Below are 17,649 nucleotides of genomic sequence, written 5' to 3'. Positions count from 1 at the left end.
ATGGCCATTTTTGGGGCTCAAAACACACTTTTAAGAGAAAAAGCACGGGGAGCGAGAGGTTCATATCATTTCGTGAAGCACAGGTTCCTTACAATAGCGATTTAAGACCTAACGAATTGGGGTCGGGCCACAGCAACATATTGAAATAATTTATAAAACGTTCTATTTTTGCTTTAAATAAAGCCTTAAATGACCATTTTGGGGGCTCAAAACACACTTTTAAGAGAAAAAGCACGGGAGGCAGGAGGTTCAAATCATCTTCGTGAAGCACGGGTTCTTTACAATAGCGATTTAAGAGCTAATATTACCTACTTTTGGAGCAATAATCCATAAATATTAATACGATAGCCTGGCCCGACCCAAATGCCCTTTAATACTTCAGCCACTTTTAATAATAGAAGCGGAATTTTTTCGGGATTTCTTTTTGAACCAACTGTGCATCATAAAGCACTATTATGCCCGCAATCAATAAATCCGCTTGACATATTACGCAAAACGTAATACTGTGTGCGTATGATAAAATCATTTGCCTGCCGAGATACTGAAAAGCTGTTCAACGATCAACGGGTCCGCCGCTTCCAATCTTTTGAACGGCAGGCGAGAAAAAGGCTTATGGTTCTTCATGCCGCTCCGAATCTGGAAGCTTTAATGCTTAATCCAGGAAATAAGTTCCATTCTCTAACAGGAAACAGGAAGGGGCAATTCACTATCAGCATTAACAAACAGTGGCGTGTTTGTTTTGAGTGGCATGAAGGTAATGCATTTAATGTTGAAATTGTAGATTATCTTTGAGGTATTGATATGAGTGCCAACAAACTTCTTGACCCGATTAAACCAGGTGAAATCCTTCGTGAAGATTTTATGGAACCTTTGGGCATTAGTATAAATCAGCTTTCACGTGACCTTTCGGTCCCTCCCAATAGGATTAGCGAGATTGTCAACGGGAAAAGATCCATTACTGCCGATACTGCATTGAGATTGCAGCGCTATTTCGGTGTTGAAGCTCAGTTTTGGCTGAATTTGCAGACTGAATATGATTTGCGAATGATAAAGCGAAATATTTGGTCTGACATCAAACGGCGAATTATCCCGGTCAAGACAACGGAAACAGGGATTGAGCATAGTGCCGGGGCATAACATCCGCCTGGACGCAGACGGGCTAAAAACCGCGCCCGCTGGTCAGGCGCGGGTTAGCTGAATGAATGATAATGATGAAGATATTGAAAGGCAAATAGAAAAGATATGTCAAAAATTGGCAGGAATTCGCCATGTCCATGCGGATCTGGTAAAAAATATAAAAAGTGTTGCAGCAAGGTAAAACAATCTCAGTTTGATGGACTATCTCCTTCAATCCGGATGAAGGGTGGTGTTCGTTTTGATGAAACAGTTAATGGGTTTATCGCCATAGTCCACACTTGGGATAATGTTAACTGCATTGGTGAACCAAAGGAATGGCAGGCACCAGAAGTATTTAAAACCGAAGAAGAAGCTATGTCGTATTATCAAACTTCAATTCGTCCCAGATTACAGGGAATGATGATTGAAATAGAAAGAAAGGAATCGGGCACAAAAGTTACACATAAAAAATTAGAATGATTTTAACACCTTTGGACCAGCTAACAATGTGTTTGAAAGGACCGCAAGGTTCGGGCGGTCCCTTATTTTTACACAATATATTAATAACTTAGCTTTATCACAGGCCGTTGTTCCTTGCGGCCTCTCAACACGGGTGTTGGGCATCAAAAATAACGAAACGAAAATTTGTTTATTGACTTTCAAAGGAAATGTAATTACAATGTATGAACATTTCTTATCAAGGAGGTCAAATATGAGAGCACGGATAGTAAAAATTGGAAATTCCCAAGGGATACGTATTCCAAAGCCTCTGCTCGAACAGACTGGGATCATGGATGATGTTGAGTTAGATGTGGATAAAAATCAAATAATTATACGGCCAGTTTCAAACCCGAGAGATGGATGGGATGACGCTTTTAAGGCTATGGCCGATAGTGGTGATGATATGATTATAGACGAGGCTGAAAATATCTCACATTCTTGGGATGACAATGAATGGCAATGGTAGCAAATCGATTCGATGTATATTTGACAAGCCTTGATCCTGTAGTTGGTTCTGAAATCCAGAAAACCAGACCGTGTTTAATTGTTTCGCCTGATGAAATGAACAAACATATCCGCACCGTCATCATCGCTCCAATGTCGACTGCCGGTAAAGATTATCCCACCCGAGTCTCATGCACATTTAAAAAGAAAAAAGGACAAATCGTCTTAGACCAGATACGAACCATAGATAAAGCGAGACTCATCAAAAAACTCGGTACCATCAATCCTGAAACCCAGCTAAAGGTTATTTCCGTCTTACAACGGCTTTTTGCGTTTTAAGACTGCCCAACATCCGCATGCACAGGACGCTCGTAAACTCGCGCCTGTAATGCGAGGGCGATGGACGTAAAAGCCATATAAAAGGCCATATAAATATATTGACACATATCTTGATCTGCCGTATCTTAATCGTATGACTAAACAATCTGATTTTGAATGGGATTCCGCTAAGGACCAACTGAATCAAAAAAACCACGGTGTCTCCTTTGCACTAGCGCAGCTTGCTTTCCTGGATCATTATCGTGTCATTTTAGAGGACCTGGAACACAGTGATGATGAAAAGAGATATTATTGCCTTGGCAAAGTCACGGATGGAGTTATGACCGTAAGGTTTACCTATCGAAAAAACAAAATCAGGATTATTGGCGCCGGATATTGGCGGAAAGGAAAAAAGATATATGAAAGGGAAAATAAAATACACGGATGAGCCTATCGGAAATGTGAAGGTTATTTCCGACTTCCTTCCTTCACCTGAAGAACTGGCTTTGAAGGACGAAACAGTTAAGGTCACTATTGCTCTTAGCAAAGCGAGCGTAGAGTTTTTTAAAAATGAGGCAAAGAAGTATAATACTCAATACCAAAAGATGATTCGTAGATTATTGGATGAATATGCGGCCCATCAATCCTAAGCTGTCCATAACCATGGCATGAACGCCGACTGTGATTTCGCTGAGAGCTCAACCCCATCAGGTTATGCCCACGTTCGGTGTATAAAAAATATACGGTAACCGTTTTTGTTTTTACACTTCAATTGTGCTATAATTTATTAATTTGTCTAAAACCAACTTGAATGAGGTCAATATTATGAAACAATTTAAAATAGTTGTTGAGAAACATCCCGACACCTATGTTGCTTATCCACTCGGCCTAAAGGGCGTTGTGGTCGGTCAGGGTGACACATACGAAGCGGCGTTGGCTGATGTTAAATCGGCAATTAAATTTCATGTTGAAACATTCGGGCCTGAACAAATTGATGTTGACTCACCCATTCTGGAAGCCTTCATTGCAGAAACAGGAGTATCTGTCTGATGTCGAAGTTTCCTGTTGATGCTCCAATTCGAAAAGTTGTTAAGTCCTTTGAGCTTCTTGGATTCGATATCGTTCGTGAGGGCAATCATATTGCGATGTCGAGAGAAAATCCAGATGGCACCCGAACTCCTCTAACGATGCCAAACCATCCAAGCCGTAAAGCGACGCGGGATTATCTTGGAGGAAAAGAATGAGCACGATAAAACTCAATAAAGAAGAACAAGATATACTCAATTCCTTTGAACGGGGAGAATGGAAGTCCGTTTCAAACCTTAAAGCTGAAATTAATAAACACCGAGAGTATGCTCGAAAAACGCTGAAAAAAGATAAACGGGTAAATATTAGAATATCCTCTAAGGCTCTGGAGGAGCTTTAGGCTATTGCTATTGAAGACGGTATGCCTTACCAAACTCTCATTTCAAGCATTCTTCATCGTTACGTTACAGGTCGCCTTGTTGACAAACCAAGGCCGAACAAATCATTTGAGTCTGACGGCTAAAAGCCGTGGCGCCTGGGCTTACTTTTCATGTTCAATACTTCTTTTAATAGAAAGATGGGATTTGTTGCAGAAATCCATTTTATGTGACGATTCCCGAAGGTCAAAAGGTATCGGGAGTAATATTGGCGGATCAATTACGATCTCTTGATCATAGAGCGAGAAAAGCGACATCTATTGGCAGGTGTCCTGAGGTGTTACTTCAGGAAGTTTTAATGCATGTAGAGCCCATTTTGTTCTAAACCTTCAGAAATATTTAAAAATAGCCGAACCTGACAGTCCGCCTGACCGCAAGAACTCAGGGCTATTTAGCTTAAAAGGTCCTTTTCGGGGCCAAAAAGAGTCGTTTAAGACAATTTTAGGGTCTATTTTAAGCCTCTTTTGCTGTTATTATAGTCGGTTGCCGTGGCCCGACCCCAAATGACGCTTCTCATGCTGGGTTGGGTGCTTGAACGAAAAAATGGTATTGACATAGGGCATACCATTGGTTATACTTATCGTATTTATCGGAGGTATAACATTATGGCAAGTATTAAGACAGCGATATCAATTGAAGAGCCCATTTTTGAACAAATGAATATTCTTGCAAAAAATCTAAATATCTCAAGAAGTCGCGTATTTGCTCTGGCGGCTGAAGAATTCATACAGCGCCATAAAAATACCGAGCTTCTTGAATCCCTGAATAAGGCCTACGGTGACTTGTCTGAATCTGAACCCATTGTGCCCAGAATGCGTTCAAGGCACTATAAGATAGTGAAAGATCAATGGTAATCAACCAAGGCGATGTATTCTGGATAGAATTCGACGAACCCTCAGGGTCAGAACCCGGCTATCGTCATCCCCATGTTGTTATTCAAAACAATCTATTCAACCGCAGCCGAATCAATACAGTCGTAGTTTGCGCGCTGACATCAAATCTTAAGCGAGCCCAAGTACCTGGTAATGTGGCTCTGAACAAAGGTGAGGCCAATCTGCCTAAAAAAAGCGTAGTGAATATTTCCCAAATTTTTACCGTCAACAAAAGCGATTTATCAGAAAAAATCGGAACGTTGTCGAGAATTCGTATTTCTTCAATTTTACAAGGTATTAGGCTTCTCACTGAACCAAGAGAAGTTGATTAAGATAAATAAGCATTTAACATCCGCGTGGTGTGTGACAGGCAAAACGCCGGCGCTTTTTTGTCAGCCCCCCACGCAAGCGTTATGTGGCTACTCTTATAAGGTTATATAAATAAAAATGCTAAAAGTCGATCCACACCCTGATTATCCTTCAGAGGATGGCAGGTATCTGAGGGGGAATGATTTTTCTCCAGTTGCCGTGGCCATAATTTTGAATTGTGACGGAGATAAAATTCCTCCCGAACTTGAGAGTCTTGTACGGGCTGGGATAGAAACGGGGGCTGCTTTATCAGGCACTGTGCAGACTGAGAATATTGGGTTTGAAAAAATTGTATGCAACATCGTCGCCAATCCTAACATACGCTATCTAATCGTCGGTGGACCAGAGTCTATGGGCCATTTGACGGGCGAGGCTTTAAAAGCTTTAATTCAACATGGCGTTGATGACAAGAAACGTATCATTGATACCGATGCGCCTCACCCTTTTCTGTTCAACCTGTCCATGGAGATGATTGAGCGTTTCCGAAATCAGCTTTCTGTTATTGATCTTCAATTTGAAGGAGATCCGGATCTAATCAGAAAGGCTGTTTGGTCCTGTTACCAGGAAAGCCCCGTAGAGTTTCGTAGTTATTCATTGTACGATCCAGGTGCATATTCTGAGACGCCTCTCAGTGGTAAACTGACATGGCGCATAACCCAGCCATGGGCCGAGATTCTTGATGATAAGGAGCGTGAAGCAAAAAGAAAAGCTCAGGAACTAATGAAAAAGTTAAAGGCCAGATCCAAAAAAAAACAAGAGAAAAAATCATAGGCACTTAAGCAGCAGACAACTAACGGGTAGTACCGACCGCTAACGCGGCGGCACACCTGCATCGTTGGGTTTCAATAAAAAAATGTTATTAAATAGGAGGAATAGCCTATGTCAGAATTCAAGGATGTAACGATAACTAAAAAAGCAAATGTTTACTTTAGCATGCTAAACGGTTTTGGAGATACAACAAATGGGATACGTACAAATGCATAGGCAGCAACTGGGCTTTTTCCCTACCCCCATCGTTAAGCTTCCCCGCCTATCCAAGAAGTTGGGCGGTCCCCGAATCCTGATGAAGCGTGACGATCAAACCGGCCTTGCTATGGGAGGAAATAAGACTCGGAAGCTGGAGTATCTGGTTGGCGAGGCGCTCGCTGGCGGGTGCGATACCTTGATAACGGGCGGGGCGGAACAATCTAACCATTGCCGGCAGACGGCAGCGGCGGCCGCAGCATGCGGGCTGCCCTGTCACCTGGTTCTCGGCGGTGAACCCCCGGATATTCCAAATGGCAACCTGCTCCTCAATGGACTGTTTGGTGCGGAGATTCATTGGACAGGAGAGCTTCGGAAGGGTGAGAAGATCCCCGAGATAGCAGACCAAATCCGCGAATCCGGCCGCAAACCATACGTAGTTCCTTATGGCGGGTCGAATTCAACGGGGGCAGTCGGCTTTGTTGAAGCCGTTCGGGAATTGGTGACCCAATTGGCGGAACTGGAGGAGACGGTAACGCAAATAGTGTTTCCCTCAAGCTCTGGCGGCACTCAAGCGGGTCTTATCGTGGGCAGAAGCATTTTTGATCAGCACTTTCAGCTCATCGGCATTGGGATCGACAAAGCCGAAGCAGGTGATCGACCGTTTGATGAATTGGTGTTGAGTCTTGCGAATTCGACGGCCGAACGACTGGAAGCAGGGCTGACCTTTACTCCTTCCGACGTCACAATTCGGAATGAATATTTTGGTGATGGATACGGAGTCGTTGGTGAACTTGAGCGGAGAGCAATACAGTTGACAGCCGAGACAGAGGGAATTCTCGTTGATCCCGTTTACACGGGAAGAGCGATGGGGGCGCTTATTGACATGATAGAGCGACGCGAGTTTTCTCCGGATGATACGGTTTTGTTTTGGCATACGGGAGGAACCCCCGCACTGTTTCCGTATGCAGGGGAAATCGCCCGCAGGGATATAAACAAGTAAACAACTATCTTTTTAAGTATTTGCAAATAATCGTAAAACAATAACCTAAAACCTAACACTTAAAAACCTAAAACGTGATGAATTCGACCTTTTACGAATTAAGGAGGAATAGTTTATGGCTGATCTGCAATGGGATAGTCCCCCCGAGATACAACTTGACTCAAGCAAGACGTATAGGGCGATAATTGAAACCAACACGGGTGTCATTGAATTGGAGCTTTATCCGCAACACGCACTCAAAACGGTCAACAACTTTGTATTCCTGGCCGGCAAGGGCTTTTACGATGGTATATCTTTTCACCGGGTGATTAGTAATTTCATGATCCAGGGGGGAGATCCGACAGGCACAGGTGGAGGCGGCCCTGGTTACAGGTTTGAAGATGAGGTAGCGGGAAATCCACTGAAACATGAAAAGGGCGTGATCTCGATGGCGAACGCTGGGCCAAACACGAATGGAAGTCAGTTCTTCATCACACACGCACCCCAGCCGCACTTGAATGGGAAACACACAGTATTTGGAAAGGTAGTGGTCGGTCAAGATGTCGTGGATTCAATTCGGGAAGGCGATAAGATGGAGCAGGTAAAAATAAGCGAGAAGTAAACGTATCATTTTTCGCCCGGGGAAAATGAAAATGGTGTAATGAGCTTAGATCATGGACTGACCGTTGAGGGAGTAAAATATGTTTGTAAAGGTTTGCGGCTTAGTTGATACAGCCCAAATAGATAAAGCCATAGAGTATGGTTATAATGCAATTGGTGTTGTTACCTACCATAAAAGTATACGATATTGCCCCCCTGAAAAGGCGATAAAGCTTGCCGAATATGCCCGCGGAGAAATAGATTCTTTTGTAGTGGGGGTGCATTATAGTGATGTTGAAGCTGCAGCGGATGCCTTCGATTATGTACAGATTTATGAAAGCAAGCAACTTGCGAACCTTGTATTTGCTTCACGGGAAAAGCCTCCGGAAGATCTTAATTACAACTATTTTGTGTATGATACAAGCGTGGGAAGCGGTGTATTCAAAACATTTCCCAAGTGGCTTAAGGATGTGGAAGGAAGGCTGGTTATAGCCGGCGGCCTCAACAAAGACAATGTTTGCGATGTAATTAGAACAATCAAGCCATTTGGCGTTGACGTGTCCAGTGGAGTGGAAAAAGATGGTGTAAAAAATTTTGAGTTAATGAAAGATTTTATCGGTGCCGTAAGAAATTGCAGTAATACTTCCTCTTCTTAAAAATTTGGTTACGACAAACACCTTTGATGGTATTTTTAAAAAGAAGTTTGGTCTTATTCAGATGAAGGAATTCGAATGCGTCGACAGCTGAGACATATCCCTTGTCATCATCGCAGGCCTTTTTTATGGAGCAATGTCGACAGCCAGCCGGGTTTATCCGTAATAATCACGTCTACATTCAGACTGAGGGCCTTGTTCACCTGTTTGGTAACGTTACAGGCATATGCCATTAAAAGCTTTTGTAACTCATGGGTATATGAGACCAGGTCCTGTGAAAGAAATTTTTCTTTTACGCACAGGGCGTACAGATGATCGGTTTCGGGCCGGGGCTGCCGCAGAATCGCGGCAGGACTAGTTAGTTCCCCGCTCGAATGCGATAAGTTCAGCACATATTTCAAGCCGGGCGCCTTGCGGAAGGCATACTTCAGGACATCCGGATCAAAAGAGAGAATAAAAATATTATCTCGACGATTCCTAAACGCCGTGGTCTCCAATGCTTTCAATATATTGTCGGTAAGCTCCATAGATCTGCCGGAGATCCGATCTTGTTTTCGTGACTTGATTTCAATCAGCAGCCGGGTGCTCCGGCTGTACAAGCGGAGGGTTTCACGGAGCGTGAGTATCTTTTCTCCGGCATATTTCGGAGAATACCAGCCGCCCCAATCACAGGCAAGGAGTTGTTTGTAAGTGTAATCGGAAATTCTTTTGCGGCTGCCGTTGATTTGGGACAGGGTCTTGTTGTGATACAGAACCGGCCGGCCGTCGCCGGTCATCTGGACATCCAGCTCCAAGCCCTCGATGGGATAGGTGAGAGCTTTATCAAAGGCGGATCTTGTATTTTCCGGGGCCTCAAAACTAGCTCCCCGGTGTGCTATTATCCATGGTTTCATATTAGTACAGACCTCGTCATTCATTAGATAAAAATGACCGTAGACCTTTAGTGGGTGTTCACAGGTTCTGCGTTCAGGCCTCCGGCTCGTAGAGGCACGATCCTACGCCTCAGAGAGGTTAATCGCTTCGCGCTTTTTTCTTATACCATTGATTCCATAGGGGTAATTAAATGAGGGATCAACCTCTGAACCTTTGAACATTGAACCTTTGAACCCAACTCTTTGATTAGAAATGGAGCGTTCTGTACAAAATTTTCCCCGTAATCTGTCATTATTTACGAGGTCTGAAGATACTGTAAAGAGAGCATATTGAAACGCATCGGGCTGTTCGGCGGTACATTTAATCCGATTCACCGGGGACATCTTCAAGTGATCCAGGAGGTGATGGAAGCTTTTGACCTGGATCAAATCAAACTGATCCCGGCGGCCCTGCCGCCGCATAAAGAACCGGGAGGTGTGGCTGATGCCCGAGATCGTTTGCAGATGATCCGGCTGGCGGTTGCCAACTATCCGGCTCTGGCGCAATCCGTTACGGCATCCGATGTTGAGTTGACACGACCGGGACCTTCATACACAATCGATACGGTACGCTATTTTATGCAAGTCCTGCCGGAAAATACCGGGCTTTTTTTCATCCTGGGCCTGGATGCTTTCCATGAGATAGATACTTGGAAGTCTTACCTGGATCTTTTTGATCTGATTCCCTTCATTGTCATGGCACGCCCGGGCGTCTATCGCCGGGACGGTGACTTGATGTGGGAAATCCTGGAGAAATATCTTAAATCGAAGATATCAGATGCCTATCGCTTATCCGTTTCGCAATCATGTTATGTTCATGCTGAAAAGCAGCCGATTTTCGTCTTTGATGTTACACCGGTTGAGATTTCCTCAACACAGATTCGCGAATCGGTAAAAAATAGACGCAACATTACATCTTTAGTTCCTAAAAAGGTCGAAAATTTTATAAAAACCAAAGGGCTTTATTTATGAGTGATGATCTTGATCCGTCGCTGGATTTTTATGTCAAAGCAGCGTTAGGGAGGAAAGCTTTCGATCTTGTGATTCTTAACGTCCGCGATTTGACTTCGATTGCAGATGCATTTATTATTTGCAGCGGACGTTCTAACCGCCAGGTTGTTGCAATTGCGGAATTTATTCAGGTGGAGCTTAAAAAGCACGGTATCAGGCCTCTGAGCGTGGAGGGCAAAAAAGAAGGGCACTGGGTATTGCTCGACTACGGACATGTGATCATGCACGTTTTTTATGAACCGATCCGCAACTTCTATGACCTTGAAGGCCTTTGGATAGATGCCAAAAAAATAAAAACCCCAAGCCTGATCAACGCCCCCGATCAGAATCTAAAACCCGATGCATAAAAATTTTATTTAGTCCTGAAAAACCTGGTTCTTTGGGCCTCCGGCTCGTAGAGCCTACGCCTCGGAGAGCCAGGTCAGAGATATTTGGCTCTGCCTTGGAGGTTTGTGTCTAAAATCACAAATTCCAAGCACCAAATTACAAATAAATCACAAATTCCAATATTCAATGACCAAAACCTTCCAGGACGAGACCTTGTTTGGCCTCCGGCCCGTAGGGGCATCGGGCCTACGCCCCGGAGGGATTTTCGAATTTCGGTCATTGTTATTTGTTTGATATTTGATATTTGTTATTTGGAATTTAATTTACTCCGTTTGAGATAGGCGCACCCCTATGGGGTGAAACCAAAGCCTGGTCCTCTGGGCCGGGATTCTTTACTGGCCGGCCACATCCTTACAGCAGTGTTTACAAATCTTGGCTCTTTTCTTGATTACTTCAGCGCAGAACGGGCATTCCCGGGTGAAATGTCTTGCGTGGATTTTACTGACAGACGCATCTATATTTTTCTGAACGATCTGATTGCCGACCTTGGCGCTTCTTAACGGCTCTACGGCTTCCAGTGATCCGATGTCGCCGATCATCTCAGCAGCTTTGGCCCTGACACGGGCCGGTTCGGTGGCATCCAGCAGCAAGCGCATCACGGTGACGCCGTCTTTGGCCATATAGGCGTCCGTAAGAATCTCGAACCCTCTTTTAACGGCCTGCTTTAAGGCTTCCTGCTCGGCCAAAACCTGGTCGTCGATGATTTGCCCCGTGGCCCCCACGGGACTGAACACAGGGATGCATTCGTACTGCTCTGTTCCCGGATAACACATGCACCGGTAAGAAGCGTTATAGGCATAATTTTCCTGAATATCATCCCAACCCTGTACATATGGAGGGCACTCATCGTTGAAACAGACATACAGGTAGGGAGTGCCCCAGCCGAGGCCGTCACTGAACGAAAAAGGGGGAACTTCCCACAGTTTCATCGCCTCGCTGCAGTAGCGGCACAGAGGTTTTTTCTGAGACAAAATTTTTTCTAAAACTTCTTGTTTGGTTTCAAAAGCCATTCATTATTCTCCAAATCTAATTGCATCAGCTGTTTGTGCGAAGCATTAATTTAAACTCCTTTTATTATATGTCAACATGAAATGTTCAGGGCCTTCGATCTTGAGCCCGGCGGCATCGACAGCTTCCGGTACTTTGCCGCCGGAATAAGATTCAGAATAAAAACCGGTCCGGGGAGACTTGGTAAAAACGCCGTACCGGCTGGAGCTCCATATTAAGCTGCCGGTAGTCGGGCCGGTGGCAAAGATTAAACAATTGTCCGGAGAAAGCGGGTCAACCCCTTGGGGGTTGGTCGAATAAAGCAGATAGGTGGCCAGTCCCTTGCCACCCAGGTATCTGAATAATATTTCGTTGTTTAAGGGCACAATTTCGTATGTTTGCCCGGTAAGATTGATTTTCGGAATCCTGCCGTAAAATCCATGCATTGTGTTTCTCCGGCAACAGGGGCGTATATTAAAGGTCTCTCTTTATCAAACGGGCTGACCGGCCGGGATTATGCCACAAGGATTGACCAATATCAATAAATTCTATCTAGTTTCCATTCATAAATGGCTATATTTCCGATGAGCGGCGTTCTCTCTCCGAGGCGTAGGCTCTACCCTCCGGCCTGTAAGCCCTACGGGCTGGAAGCGGAGCCGGAGGCCGCGGGTTTCCGTCACAAAGGCGATCGCATTTACATCGACACCCCTGACATTCATGCTCTCTGTCAGAGCTTTATCAGGCTCTGCTACCATACTCCCCGCGCAGAAAAGATCATCCCCGCCGGTCTATTTCTGTATAACCTGCTTGGTCGTTTGGGCCTTGCCCGGGTACGTCTATCCTTGTTTTTCCCAGCATAATAACAGGCTATCTACAGTTGGAACCAAAAGAAAAGTTCCTTATGCAGCTTCATCTGGGCAGGTGGTACGACGCTTAGTCCGGAATAAAAATTTACTGCGGTTCGAACACTTGCAGCCCTGGGACTAAACGAAAATGTTCATCCAGGGTAAAAAGAGCAACCTTGTGATGCAGGCATATCTGGGCAATTAGTACATCCATTGGTGGGATGGTAACGCCTTTTTTGCGGAGCGAGGCATCTAAATCACCAGCAGCATCCCACATAGCTTCGTCAAAGGAGAGACGGATTAAGGCGTCAAACAACGGCAATATTTTTTTTCGCTCAGGTGAACGAAGGCCTCGTTTGATTTCAAATATGACCGGCCCACAGGTAAGGGCACGATCATCATTAAGCAATCCTTGAGTAAGTGCAACAATATTGGGTGTCTTGCCTCGTAATGCATCAATCCAAATAGAAGTGTCCAGCAAAACCGATTCCATGTTATGCTTCCTTTTCTTTTCCAATATCTTCCAGCCATTGAGCACGCTTCATGTCCGCTCTATTACTCTCCTTAATGGCTTTTTCATCGACATCAACTGTTCCAAGGAGACCTGCAAGTTTTTTGAGTTTTGCTCTCCGAATCTGTCCCTTAACGGCTAATGCAACTGCAGCAGTCTTGGTTTTTGCACCGGAAAATTTTACCAATTCCCTGACAAGCTTCTCATCAAGTGTCACGGTCGTTCTCATGGCATCCTCCATCACAATTTATATAATATATATTGTGATGTTTTATGCCATATGTCAAGGAAAATAATAACACAACAAAATAGGAAAAAACATGGTCTGAATATGTGATATGGGGGAGGTGAATCAATGGGGTCAAACCTTGATTATTGATTTTAACTTATTCTGCGGTGAGTCGAAGGGCCGTTATTGTCAAGTCAGAAATGTCGAGGCAAACTGAAATGAGGCGAAAATACAATCTGATTAAGTCAAAGATCAAGGTTTGACCCCACTTGCAAGAAGAATGCCGATAGCTCTATTGCGGTTGAAGCGGACGGCGATCAGACGCCGCCGCTGAACCGGGCGTTGGCCTTGACAGGCAATAATACTGATGTATAATACTGATGTATACAGTATTGGAGGTGTGGCATGGTACGAACGCAGATATACCTGACAGAGCACCAACGTAACGAACTGGCTGCTATCGCAAAAACGGCGGGAAAGAAACAGAGCCAGCTAATTCGAGAGGCCATCGATCGCCTAATCGAACAGGCGGGCAGCAGTCGGCGGGAGGCGGCATTGCGCGGGGCCGCCGGAATCTGGAAGGACCGTACGGATCTTCCTGACTTCAAGGCAATGCGGGCCGAATGGGACAGGAACTAATCATGGCGGAATCATTCCTTCTTGACACAGATGTTCTTGTTGACTTTCTCCGCGGCTACAGTAAAGCGGTGGCCTTCGTTAACGCCCAATCTTCTCGGATCATCCTATCATCCATCGTCGTTGCAGAGTTGTACGCTGGAGTAAAAGGAGATACGGAACAAGCTGCTCTGGATAATTTTGTCTATCTCTTTCGTGTTGTCCCTGTAAGTGCCGATATCGCGAAAGCTGGAGGGCTTTACAAGCGCGACTATAGCAAGTCACACGGCGTCGGCCTTGCAGATGCCATCTTGGCTGCTACCGCTGAAGCCGAGAATGCGGTGTTGAAGACACTCAATACCAAGCACTACCCTATGTTGAAAGGACTTAGACCAGCCTACAAGAAATAGAAGGCCAACCAAGTCATTTGAGCTGACGCCTAATATCTCGCGATTTTGAACATTCTTATCTTTATCTTGCATTTAGCCAAGCTGCATGACCATAGGTATGTACGCGGCGCGGCGCAATTCTACGTTACCCCATCTTTTTTACTGCTATATATCATGGCTTCAGAACTGGACACTACGGTTATTAGTGTTCAAATTTGACATCAGGACCGTGCAGAAGAATACCAGTTCCAATGTACCTTTTTAAGCTGTAGGGCTTACAGGCCGGAGGGTAGAGCTTTCCGAGGCGTAGGCCTACGCCTCGGAGAGAGATCGCCGAGCAGGGCAAAAAGGGCCATTTATGGATGGACACTAGTTAACTCCGAGCCGAAATAGTGCCAGCGGAAGCGGTTCTGTTGGTATGCCCATAATTTCTCCACTTTGCCGTTGGCGGGTCAATATGCGGCTGTTAGTGTATTTGGCCACTTGTTTTAGATCTTTTGGACGGATCTGGGTTGTCCACTTGACCTCGATGGGCCAGAGACGATTCTGACGGACATAGGCTACATCTACTTCGCCTTTGGCTTTAATGTAATACGTCGGATACCGGCGCGAGTAATGGGTTGCCACACATGCCTCCGCCAGTCTGGCCGGCCATAGCGGATCTGAAAGAGCAGCTTTTACCTGCTGTGTGTAAGGATCTTTGGATGGGTACAGCCAGGCACGTACGGCATGAAAAATAAACGGGTCAGTGAACATCATTTTGCGGGCCTTCTTAGGTGAAGCTGAAAGCTTATCCTCCAAAACGGCCGCTTGTACAAAGGCAACACCCATCGATTCGAGCAGGGCGACATAATCAGCCACGGTTTGGGGGTGATCGATGGAAAGTTCTTTTGACAGCGCATTCCATGTAACCTGGCTGCCATAGCGATTAACAACGGCGCTTAGTATATCACGGAGATAATGCTCCTTTTTGCCTTTTTTTAAAACATCGCCTCTGATCCAGTCGCTATACGTGTATAAGGTGGCCGGATTAATAGCGCCTTTTTTCTCCATATCGTTTATGGCTGTTAAAAATCCACCATGGATCAGGTAACGCTCAAACGCTTTGCTCAGCCGGTCGATCAACGGGGCAATGTCCTGGGCCTCATGGTTGCGCAGTATTTCTAATTCATCTTCGGCAAATCGACGCCCTAATTTAATAAATTCAAAAAAGCTAAGTGGGTGAATCAGGAAATCGACTTTGTCCGCAGGTCCCCGCCTGCCGGGAAACCTCATACGTGCTTCTTTTATAATCACCGTGTCAGAGCCGGTCAGCAATAAAATTATATTCTCTAAAATCCCGGCATCGGCAAGAAACTTAATGCCTTTGTCCCAGTCACGTATATAGGTAACATCATCCAGCAGCTCAAATGCGAATTTCTTATGAAATATTTGGGGTTCGCCCGCATATTTCACGAGTCGAGATTGCCGCAGCCGCAAGTTGAGCTTGCGAAATCCCGCCGTCGGGGGCGCAGGGCATGAAGCTGTGGTCTGCCACCGCGAATGCGCTGCAACGCCGCGGATGAGGTGATATCGGCTCGTGAAAGGTACGGGTCAGTAGTCTTCTGCCAGCAAATGCACATTGCCGATGTGGACATTGGCGAGGCCGGCATCAAGGGCGACTTCCCGGCAGCGCAGGGCGTGCGATCTGGCGGTGATGGGCAGGTCGTTGAGGTAAAATTGAGGATAAAAAGCCAGCAGGCTGTAAGGGATCTTGGGGTTGAGATCGGCGATGAACTTGGCGATGCTTGCCACTTCGGATTCATCGATGTATCCCGGCACCAGCAGGGTGCTGGCTATCAAAAGCGGTGGCCGGGGCCGTTGGTAGAAAAGTTGGGCCAGTACCTTAAAATTCTCAAGTGTTTTGGCGTTGGTTACGCCGCAAAGGGCGAAATGAATCTCTTTGCTCCAGGCTTTTAAATCGAACTTGACCAGGCCGCCGGATTTGAGCGACAGGTCCGCCATCATAGAAAGATATGGCTCCTGCACGGCCCCGTTGGTTTCCCAGCAGATCCGCATGATACCGCCTTGGGCATTTTTAAGGGCGATTCGGGCGGCCTTGACGGCATGCAGGATCTGAGGAGTGGGGTCGCCGCCGAAGTAGCAAATACAGGTGGTTTTTTTAATGGCAGCCTGAGCGAGTTGTTTGGCAGAGATCGTTTTTGTAGAAAATGTACGCTGCTTGAATTGATGGTTCTGACAGTACAGGCAGTTAAAGGCACAGGCATGGTAAAAAACTGCCAGATTGCGGTAGCCGATTTCAGGTCCTCTGGAAACCGAGTATTGGGGATAGCCGCAGCCGGTACCCGCCGGGCAAACAAAATCGCCCACACAGTTGGTGGGCAGCGGGTCAAAGTAGTAGTAAAGATTACCCTCGTGCGGTCGGCCGCCGCGCATACGGCCGTTTTCCACGCGTCGCAGCCCGCAGAACCCTGTGTGTCCTTCGGGAATTTGGCAGTCGTGAACGCACAGCCCGCATTGAAGGCCGTTTTTTGAACGGGGAGGGTCGGTCGGCAGGCCGTAAGTGGTTCGACTTTGGTCGTGCACCTTTTTGATTTGGGGCCAGACCACGTCAAAATTGTTTCTAATACAGTCGGCGCAATAGCCGATAGTGTTGGAAATGGTTCGGCTGCTTGTGTTACAGTAATTGCATGTTCCCATGTTAATCTTTTTGTCGGGCTACAAACTTAAATAATGAATCAATTTTTTCAACATGCCAAATTATCAAGATAAAAGCAGATACTGGATACTGGATACTGGTAGCTTGATTCTGGATACTGGATATAATGATGAATTCCTTATTTTCCAATCCAGCATCTAGTATCAGGCATCCAGCATCGGCTCGTTTTTCCGAATTAAAGTGTCATATGCTAAAACGCTACTTGTCGATTTGAAGCGACGCTTTACTATCAATTATAGAGAATTGTTTCGTAGTTTTCAATTACCATTACCAATATATTTATGGCAAAATCTTTTTTCACCACGAAGCACACGCAGAAACACGAAGATTTTTTTGCTTTTTTCTCTTTCGTGACCTGCGTGGTTAGAATAAACATGAACTGTTTGTTTTCCGCTTCAGTTTCAATGAGGGAGGAATATCAATGATTGACAATGAAAAAACGGTTGAACGGTTGCAGGAGCACCTTCGTGAACTGACGGTGAACATTGGCGAACGCAGTGTCCATATACCCAAAAATCTGGAGCGAACGGCTGAATATATCGAGACCTTTTATCAAAAGATCGGCCTGCCGGTTCAGCGCCAGCCCTATCAATTCCATAATTTTACGGTAGCCAATATTATAACGGAAATTTCTTTTAGTGATAATCCTGCCAAACATTTTATCCTGGGTGCCCATTACGATTCGGTGGCCGGTACGGTGGGGGCCGACGACAATGCCAGTGCCGTTGCCGTTCAGCTTGAGACCGCCCGGGCGCTAGCCGCGC

The 17,649-nt window shown here is 45.6% G+C and carries 30 protein-coding genes; 23 read left to right on the top strand and 7 right to left on the bottom strand.

Annotation, left to right across the window (positions count from 1 at the left end):
- Positions 1-513 precede the first annotated feature (513 nt).
- The 17 genes from V3S16_RS00150 to V3S16_RS00070 all read left to right on the top strand — a co-directional run bounded on the left by V3S16_RS00150 (position 514) and on the right by V3S16_RS00070 (position 8,284).
- Positions 514-792, top strand: a complete 279-nt coding sequence (locus V3S16_RS00150) for a type II toxin-antitoxin system RelE/ParE family toxin (protein WP_413882645.1) — start codon at positions 514-516, stop codon at positions 790-792.
- 9 nt (positions 793-801) lie between these two features.
- On the top strand, positions 802-1,137 hold the full coding sequence (locus V3S16_RS00145; RefSeq protein ID WP_413882644.1) for a HigA family addiction module antitoxin: 336 nt from the start codon (positions 802-804) through the stop codon (positions 1,135-1,137).
- Positions 1,138-1,242: 105 nt separating this feature from the next.
- A complete protein-coding gene (locus V3S16_RS00140) occupies positions 1,243-1,596 on the top strand; it encodes an SEC-C metal-binding domain-containing protein (RefSeq protein ID WP_413882643.1) in 354 nt (117 codons plus the stop codon).
- A gap of 232 nt (positions 1,597-1,828) precedes the next feature.
- Positions 1,829-2,083 carry an AbrB/MazE/SpoVT family DNA-binding domain-containing protein gene (locus tag V3S16_RS00135; protein WP_413882642.1) on the top strand — a complete coding sequence of 85 codons (255 nt, stop codon included), beginning with the start codon at positions 1,829-1,831 and terminating at the stop codon, positions 2,081-2,083.
- Positions 2,071-2,400 (top strand): type II toxin-antitoxin system PemK/MazF family toxin, encoded by a 330-nt coding sequence (locus V3S16_RS00130; RefSeq protein WP_413882641.1) that lies wholly within the window; start codon positions 2,071-2,073, stop codon positions 2,398-2,400. The genes V3S16_RS00135 and V3S16_RS00130 overlap by 13 nt, the downstream gene beginning before the upstream one ends.
- A gap of 133 nt (positions 2,401-2,533) precedes the next feature.
- Positions 2,534-2,827 (top strand): BrnT family toxin, encoded by a 294-nt coding sequence (locus V3S16_RS00125; RefSeq protein ID WP_413882640.1) that lies wholly within the window; start codon positions 2,534-2,536, stop codon positions 2,825-2,827.
- On the top strand, positions 2,763-3,029 hold the full coding sequence (locus V3S16_RS00120; protein WP_413882639.1) for a CopG family transcriptional regulator: 267 nt from the start codon (positions 2,763-2,765) through the stop codon (positions 3,027-3,029). The genes V3S16_RS00125 and V3S16_RS00120 overlap by 65 nt, the downstream gene beginning before the upstream one ends.
- 175 nt (positions 3,030-3,204) lie before the next feature.
- Complete coding sequence (locus tag V3S16_RS00115; protein WP_413882638.1) at positions 3,205-3,429, top strand: type II toxin-antitoxin system HicB family antitoxin; 225 nt, start codon at positions 3,205-3,207, stop codon at positions 3,427-3,429.
- The gene (locus V3S16_RS00110) at positions 3,429-3,623 is read left to right on the top strand and encodes a type II toxin-antitoxin system HicA family toxin (protein WP_413882637.1); all 195 of its coding nucleotides are present in this window, start codon (positions 3,429-3,431) and stop codon (positions 3,621-3,623) included. Before V3S16_RS00115 ends, V3S16_RS00110 begins: the two co-directional genes overlap by 1 nt.
- Positions 3,620-3,805 carry a hypothetical protein gene (locus V3S16_RS00105; protein WP_413882636.1) on the top strand — a complete coding sequence of 62 codons (186 nt, stop codon included), beginning with the start codon at positions 3,620-3,622 and terminating at the stop codon, positions 3,803-3,805. The genes V3S16_RS00110 and V3S16_RS00105 overlap by 4 nt, the downstream gene beginning before the upstream one ends.
- Positions 3,806-4,011: 206 nt before the next feature.
- Positions 4,012-4,167, top strand: coding sequence for a type II toxin-antitoxin system PemK/MazF family toxin (locus V3S16_RS00100; RefSeq protein WP_413882635.1), 156 nt, complete (start codon positions 4,012-4,014; stop codon positions 4,165-4,167).
- Between the two features lie 280 nt (positions 4,168-4,447).
- On the top strand, positions 4,448-4,696 hold the full coding sequence (locus V3S16_RS00095; protein WP_413882634.1) for a CopG family transcriptional regulator: 249 nt from the start codon (positions 4,448-4,450) through the stop codon (positions 4,694-4,696).
- Complete coding sequence (locus V3S16_RS00090; protein ID WP_413882633.1) at positions 4,690-5,046, top strand: type II toxin-antitoxin system PemK/MazF family toxin; 357 nt, start codon at positions 4,690-4,692, stop codon at positions 5,044-5,046. Before V3S16_RS00095 ends, V3S16_RS00090 begins: the two co-directional genes overlap by 7 nt.
- A 115-nt stretch (positions 5,047-5,161) precedes the next feature.
- The gene (locus V3S16_RS00085) at positions 5,162-5,854 is read left to right on the top strand and encodes a tetrahydromethanopterin S-methyltransferase subunit A (protein WP_413882632.1); all 693 of its coding nucleotides are present in this window, start codon (positions 5,162-5,164) and stop codon (positions 5,852-5,854) included.
- 190 nt (positions 5,855-6,044) lie between these two features.
- A complete protein-coding gene (locus V3S16_RS00080) occupies positions 6,045-7,049 on the top strand; it encodes a D-cysteine desulfhydrase family protein (RefSeq protein ID WP_413882631.1) in 1,005 nt (334 codons plus the stop codon).
- Between the two features lie 115 nt (positions 7,050-7,164).
- Positions 7,165-7,650: a peptidylprolyl isomerase gene (locus V3S16_RS00075; RefSeq protein WP_413882630.1), complete on the top strand. Its 486-nt coding sequence runs from the start codon at positions 7,165-7,167 to the stop codon at positions 7,648-7,650.
- A gap of 79 nt (positions 7,651-7,729) precedes the next feature.
- Positions 7,730-8,284: a phosphoribosylanthranilate isomerase gene (locus tag V3S16_RS00070; protein WP_413882629.1), complete on the top strand. Its 555-nt coding sequence runs from the start codon at positions 7,730-7,732 to the stop codon at positions 8,282-8,284.
- 107 nt (positions 8,285-8,391) lie between these two features.
- Here the strand turns inward: V3S16_RS00070 and V3S16_RS00065 are convergent, their stop codons facing one another.
- Positions 8,392-9,174 carry a glycerophosphodiester phosphodiesterase gene (locus tag V3S16_RS00065; protein ID WP_413882628.1) on the bottom strand — a complete coding sequence of 261 codons (783 nt, stop codon included), beginning with the start codon at positions 9,172-9,174 and terminating at the stop codon, positions 8,392-8,394.
- 309 nt (positions 9,175-9,483) lie between these two features.
- Here V3S16_RS00065 and nadD point away from each other — a divergent pair, with 309 nt between their 5' ends.
- Complete coding sequence (gene nadD, locus V3S16_RS00060; RefSeq protein WP_413882627.1) at positions 9,484-10,164, top strand: nicotinate-nucleotide adenylyltransferase; 681 nt, start codon at positions 9,484-9,486, stop codon at positions 10,162-10,164.
- Positions 10,161-10,550, top strand: a complete 390-nt coding sequence (gene rsfS, locus V3S16_RS00055; protein WP_413882626.1) for a ribosome silencing factor — start codon at positions 10,161-10,163, stop codon at positions 10,548-10,550. Before nadD ends, rsfS begins: the two co-directional genes overlap by 4 nt.
- A gap of 372 nt (positions 10,551-10,922) precedes the next feature.
- On the opposite strand, the gene V3S16_RS00050 is transcribed toward rsfS, so the two are convergent.
- Both V3S16_RS00050 and V3S16_RS00045 read right to left on the bottom strand, forming a co-directional pair.
- A complete protein-coding gene (locus tag V3S16_RS00050; RefSeq protein WP_413882625.1) occupies positions 10,923-11,600 on the bottom strand; it encodes a zinc ribbon domain-containing protein in 678 nt (225 codons plus the stop codon).
- 45 nt (positions 11,601-11,645) lie between these two features.
- Positions 11,646-12,023, bottom strand: a complete 378-nt coding sequence (locus V3S16_RS00045; protein WP_413882624.1) for an aldehyde ferredoxin oxidoreductase N-terminal domain-containing protein — start codon at positions 12,021-12,023, stop codon at positions 11,646-11,648.
- Between the two features lie 138 nt (positions 12,024-12,161).
- Here V3S16_RS00045 and V3S16_RS00040 point away from each other — a divergent pair, with 138 nt between their 5' ends.
- Complete coding sequence (locus V3S16_RS00040; RefSeq protein ID WP_413882623.1) at positions 12,162-12,437, top strand: hypothetical protein; 276 nt, start codon at positions 12,162-12,164, stop codon at positions 12,435-12,437.
- 91 nt (positions 12,438-12,528) lie between these two features.
- Here the strand turns inward: V3S16_RS00040 and V3S16_RS00035 are convergent, their stop codons facing one another.
- Positions 12,529-12,915, bottom strand: a complete 387-nt coding sequence (locus tag V3S16_RS00035; protein ID WP_413882622.1) for a PIN domain-containing protein — start codon at positions 12,913-12,915, stop codon at positions 12,529-12,531.
- Position 12,916: 1 nt separating this feature from the next.
- Positions 12,917-13,150, bottom strand: a complete 234-nt coding sequence (locus V3S16_RS00030) for a type II toxin-antitoxin system VapB family antitoxin (RefSeq protein ID WP_413882621.1) — start codon at positions 13,148-13,150, stop codon at positions 12,917-12,919.
- A 417-nt stretch (positions 13,151-13,567) separates the two neighbouring features.
- Between V3S16_RS00030 and V3S16_RS00025 the strand changes: the two genes are divergently transcribed.
- Together V3S16_RS00025 and V3S16_RS00020 are read left to right on the top strand one after the other, a co-directional pair.
- Positions 13,568-13,801 carry a ribbon-helix-helix domain-containing protein gene (locus V3S16_RS00025; protein ID WP_413882620.1) on the top strand — a complete coding sequence of 78 codons (234 nt, stop codon included), beginning with the start codon at positions 13,568-13,570 and terminating at the stop codon, positions 13,799-13,801.
- Positions 13,802-13,803: 2 nt separating this feature from the next.
- Positions 13,804-14,187 carry a type II toxin-antitoxin system VapC family toxin gene (locus V3S16_RS00020; RefSeq protein ID WP_413882619.1) on the top strand — a complete coding sequence of 128 codons (384 nt, stop codon included), beginning with the start codon at positions 13,804-13,806 and terminating at the stop codon, positions 14,185-14,187.
- Between the two features lie 348 nt (positions 14,188-14,535).
- On the opposite strand, the gene V3S16_RS00015 is transcribed toward V3S16_RS00020, so the two are convergent.
- Positions 14,536-15,621, bottom strand: coding sequence for an ATP-binding protein (locus V3S16_RS00015; protein ID WP_413882618.1), 1,086 nt, complete (start codon positions 15,619-15,621; stop codon positions 14,536-14,538).
- Positions 15,622-15,759: 138 nt separating this feature from the next.
- Positions 15,760-16,866 (bottom strand): radical SAM protein, encoded by a 1,107-nt coding sequence (locus tag V3S16_RS00010; RefSeq protein WP_413882617.1) that lies wholly within the window; start codon positions 16,864-16,866, stop codon positions 15,760-15,762.
- Between the two features lie 440 nt (positions 16,867-17,306).
- On the opposite strand from V3S16_RS00010, the gene V3S16_RS00005 reads away from it, so the two are divergent.
- Positions 17,307-17,649, top strand: a 343-nt coding sequence (locus tag V3S16_RS00005) for a M28 family peptidase (RefSeq protein WP_413882616.1), incomplete at its 3' end; no start/stop codon positions are given.

The sequence above is a fragment of the Candidatus Desulfatibia sp. genome (assembly GCF_036446775.1).
GTDB lineage: Bacteria > Desulfobacterota > Desulfobacteria > Desulfobacterales > UBA11574 > Desulfatibia_A.
Note: the sequence above shows the minus strand (reverse complement) of the source record. Positions and strands in the feature narration are given on the sequence as shown.

Bases quoted from the DNA above. Each gene is read 5' to 3' on its own strand.
- V3S16_RS00150 (WP_413882645.1), top strand. From the start codon at position 514: ATGATAAAATCATTTGCCTGCCGAGATACTGAAAAGCTGTTCAACGAT.
- V3S16_RS00145 (WP_413882644.1), top strand. From the start codon at position 802: ATGAGTGCCAACAAACTTCTTGACCCGATTAAACCAGGTGAAATCCTT.
- V3S16_RS00140 (WP_413882643.1), top strand. From the start codon at position 1,243: ATGTCAAAAATTGGCAGGAATTCGCCATGTCCATGCGGATCTGGTAAA.
- V3S16_RS00135 (WP_413882642.1), top strand. From the start codon at position 1,829: ATGAGAGCACGGATAGTAAAAATTGGAAATTCCCAAGGGATACGTATT.
- V3S16_RS00130 (WP_413882641.1), top strand. From the start codon at position 2,071: ATGGCAATGGTAGCAAATCGATTCGATGTATATTTGACAAGCCTTGAT.
- V3S16_RS00125 (WP_413882640.1), top strand. From the start codon at position 2,534: ATGACTAAACAATCTGATTTTGAATGGGATTCCGCTAAGGACCAACTG.
- V3S16_RS00115 (WP_413882638.1), top strand. From the start codon at position 3,205: ATGAAACAATTTAAAATAGTTGTTGAGAAACATCCCGACACCTATGTT.
- V3S16_RS00110 (WP_413882637.1), top strand. From the start codon at position 3,429: ATGTCGAAGTTTCCTGTTGATGCTCCAATTCGAAAAGTTGTTAAGTCC.
- V3S16_RS00105 (WP_413882636.1), top strand. From the start codon at position 3,620: ATGAGCACGATAAAACTCAATAAAGAAGAACAAGATATACTCAATTCC.
- V3S16_RS00095 (WP_413882634.1), top strand. From the start codon at position 4,448: ATGGCAAGTATTAAGACAGCGATATCAATTGAAGAGCCCATTTTTGAA.
- V3S16_RS00090 (WP_413882633.1), top strand. From the start codon at position 4,690: ATGGTAATCAACCAAGGCGATGTATTCTGGATAGAATTCGACGAACCC.
- V3S16_RS00085 (WP_413882632.1), top strand. From the start codon at position 5,162: ATGCTAAAAGTCGATCCACACCCTGATTATCCTTCAGAGGATGGCAGG.
- V3S16_RS00080 (WP_413882631.1), top strand. From the start codon at position 6,045: ATGGGATACGTACAAATGCATAGGCAGCAACTGGGCTTTTTCCCTACC.
- V3S16_RS00075 (WP_413882630.1), top strand. From the start codon at position 7,165: ATGGCTGATCTGCAATGGGATAGTCCCCCCGAGATACAACTTGACTCA.
- V3S16_RS00070 (WP_413882629.1), top strand. From the start codon at position 7,730: ATGTTTGTAAAGGTTTGCGGCTTAGTTGATACAGCCCAAATAGATAAA.
- V3S16_RS00065 (WP_413882628.1), bottom strand. From the start codon at position 9,174: ATGAAACCATGGATAATAGCACACCGGGGAGCTAGTTTTGAGGCCCCG.
- rsfS (WP_413882626.1), top strand. From the start codon at position 10,161: ATGAGTGATGATCTTGATCCGTCGCTGGATTTTTATGTCAAAGCAGCG.
- V3S16_RS00050 (WP_413882625.1), bottom strand. From the start codon at position 11,600: ATGGCTTTTGAAACCAAACAAGAAGTTTTAGAAAAAATTTTGTCTCAG.
- V3S16_RS00045 (WP_413882624.1), bottom strand. From the start codon at position 12,023: ATGCATGGATTTTACGGCAGGATTCCGAAAATCAATCTTACCGGGCAA.
- V3S16_RS00040 (WP_413882623.1), top strand. From the start codon at position 12,162: ATGAGCGGCGTTCTCTCTCCGAGGCGTAGGCTCTACCCTCCGGCCTGT.
- V3S16_RS00035 (WP_413882622.1), bottom strand. From the start codon at position 12,915: ATGGAATCGGTTTTGCTGGACACTTCTATTTGGATTGATGCATTACGA.
- V3S16_RS00025 (WP_413882620.1), top strand. From the start codon at position 13,568: ATGGTACGAACGCAGATATACCTGACAGAGCACCAACGTAACGAACTG.
- V3S16_RS00020 (WP_413882619.1), top strand. From the start codon at position 13,804: ATGGCGGAATCATTCCTTCTTGACACAGATGTTCTTGTTGACTTTCTC.
- V3S16_RS00010 (WP_413882617.1), bottom strand. From the start codon at position 16,866: ATGGGAACATGCAATTACTGTAACACAAGCAGCCGAACCATTTCCAAC.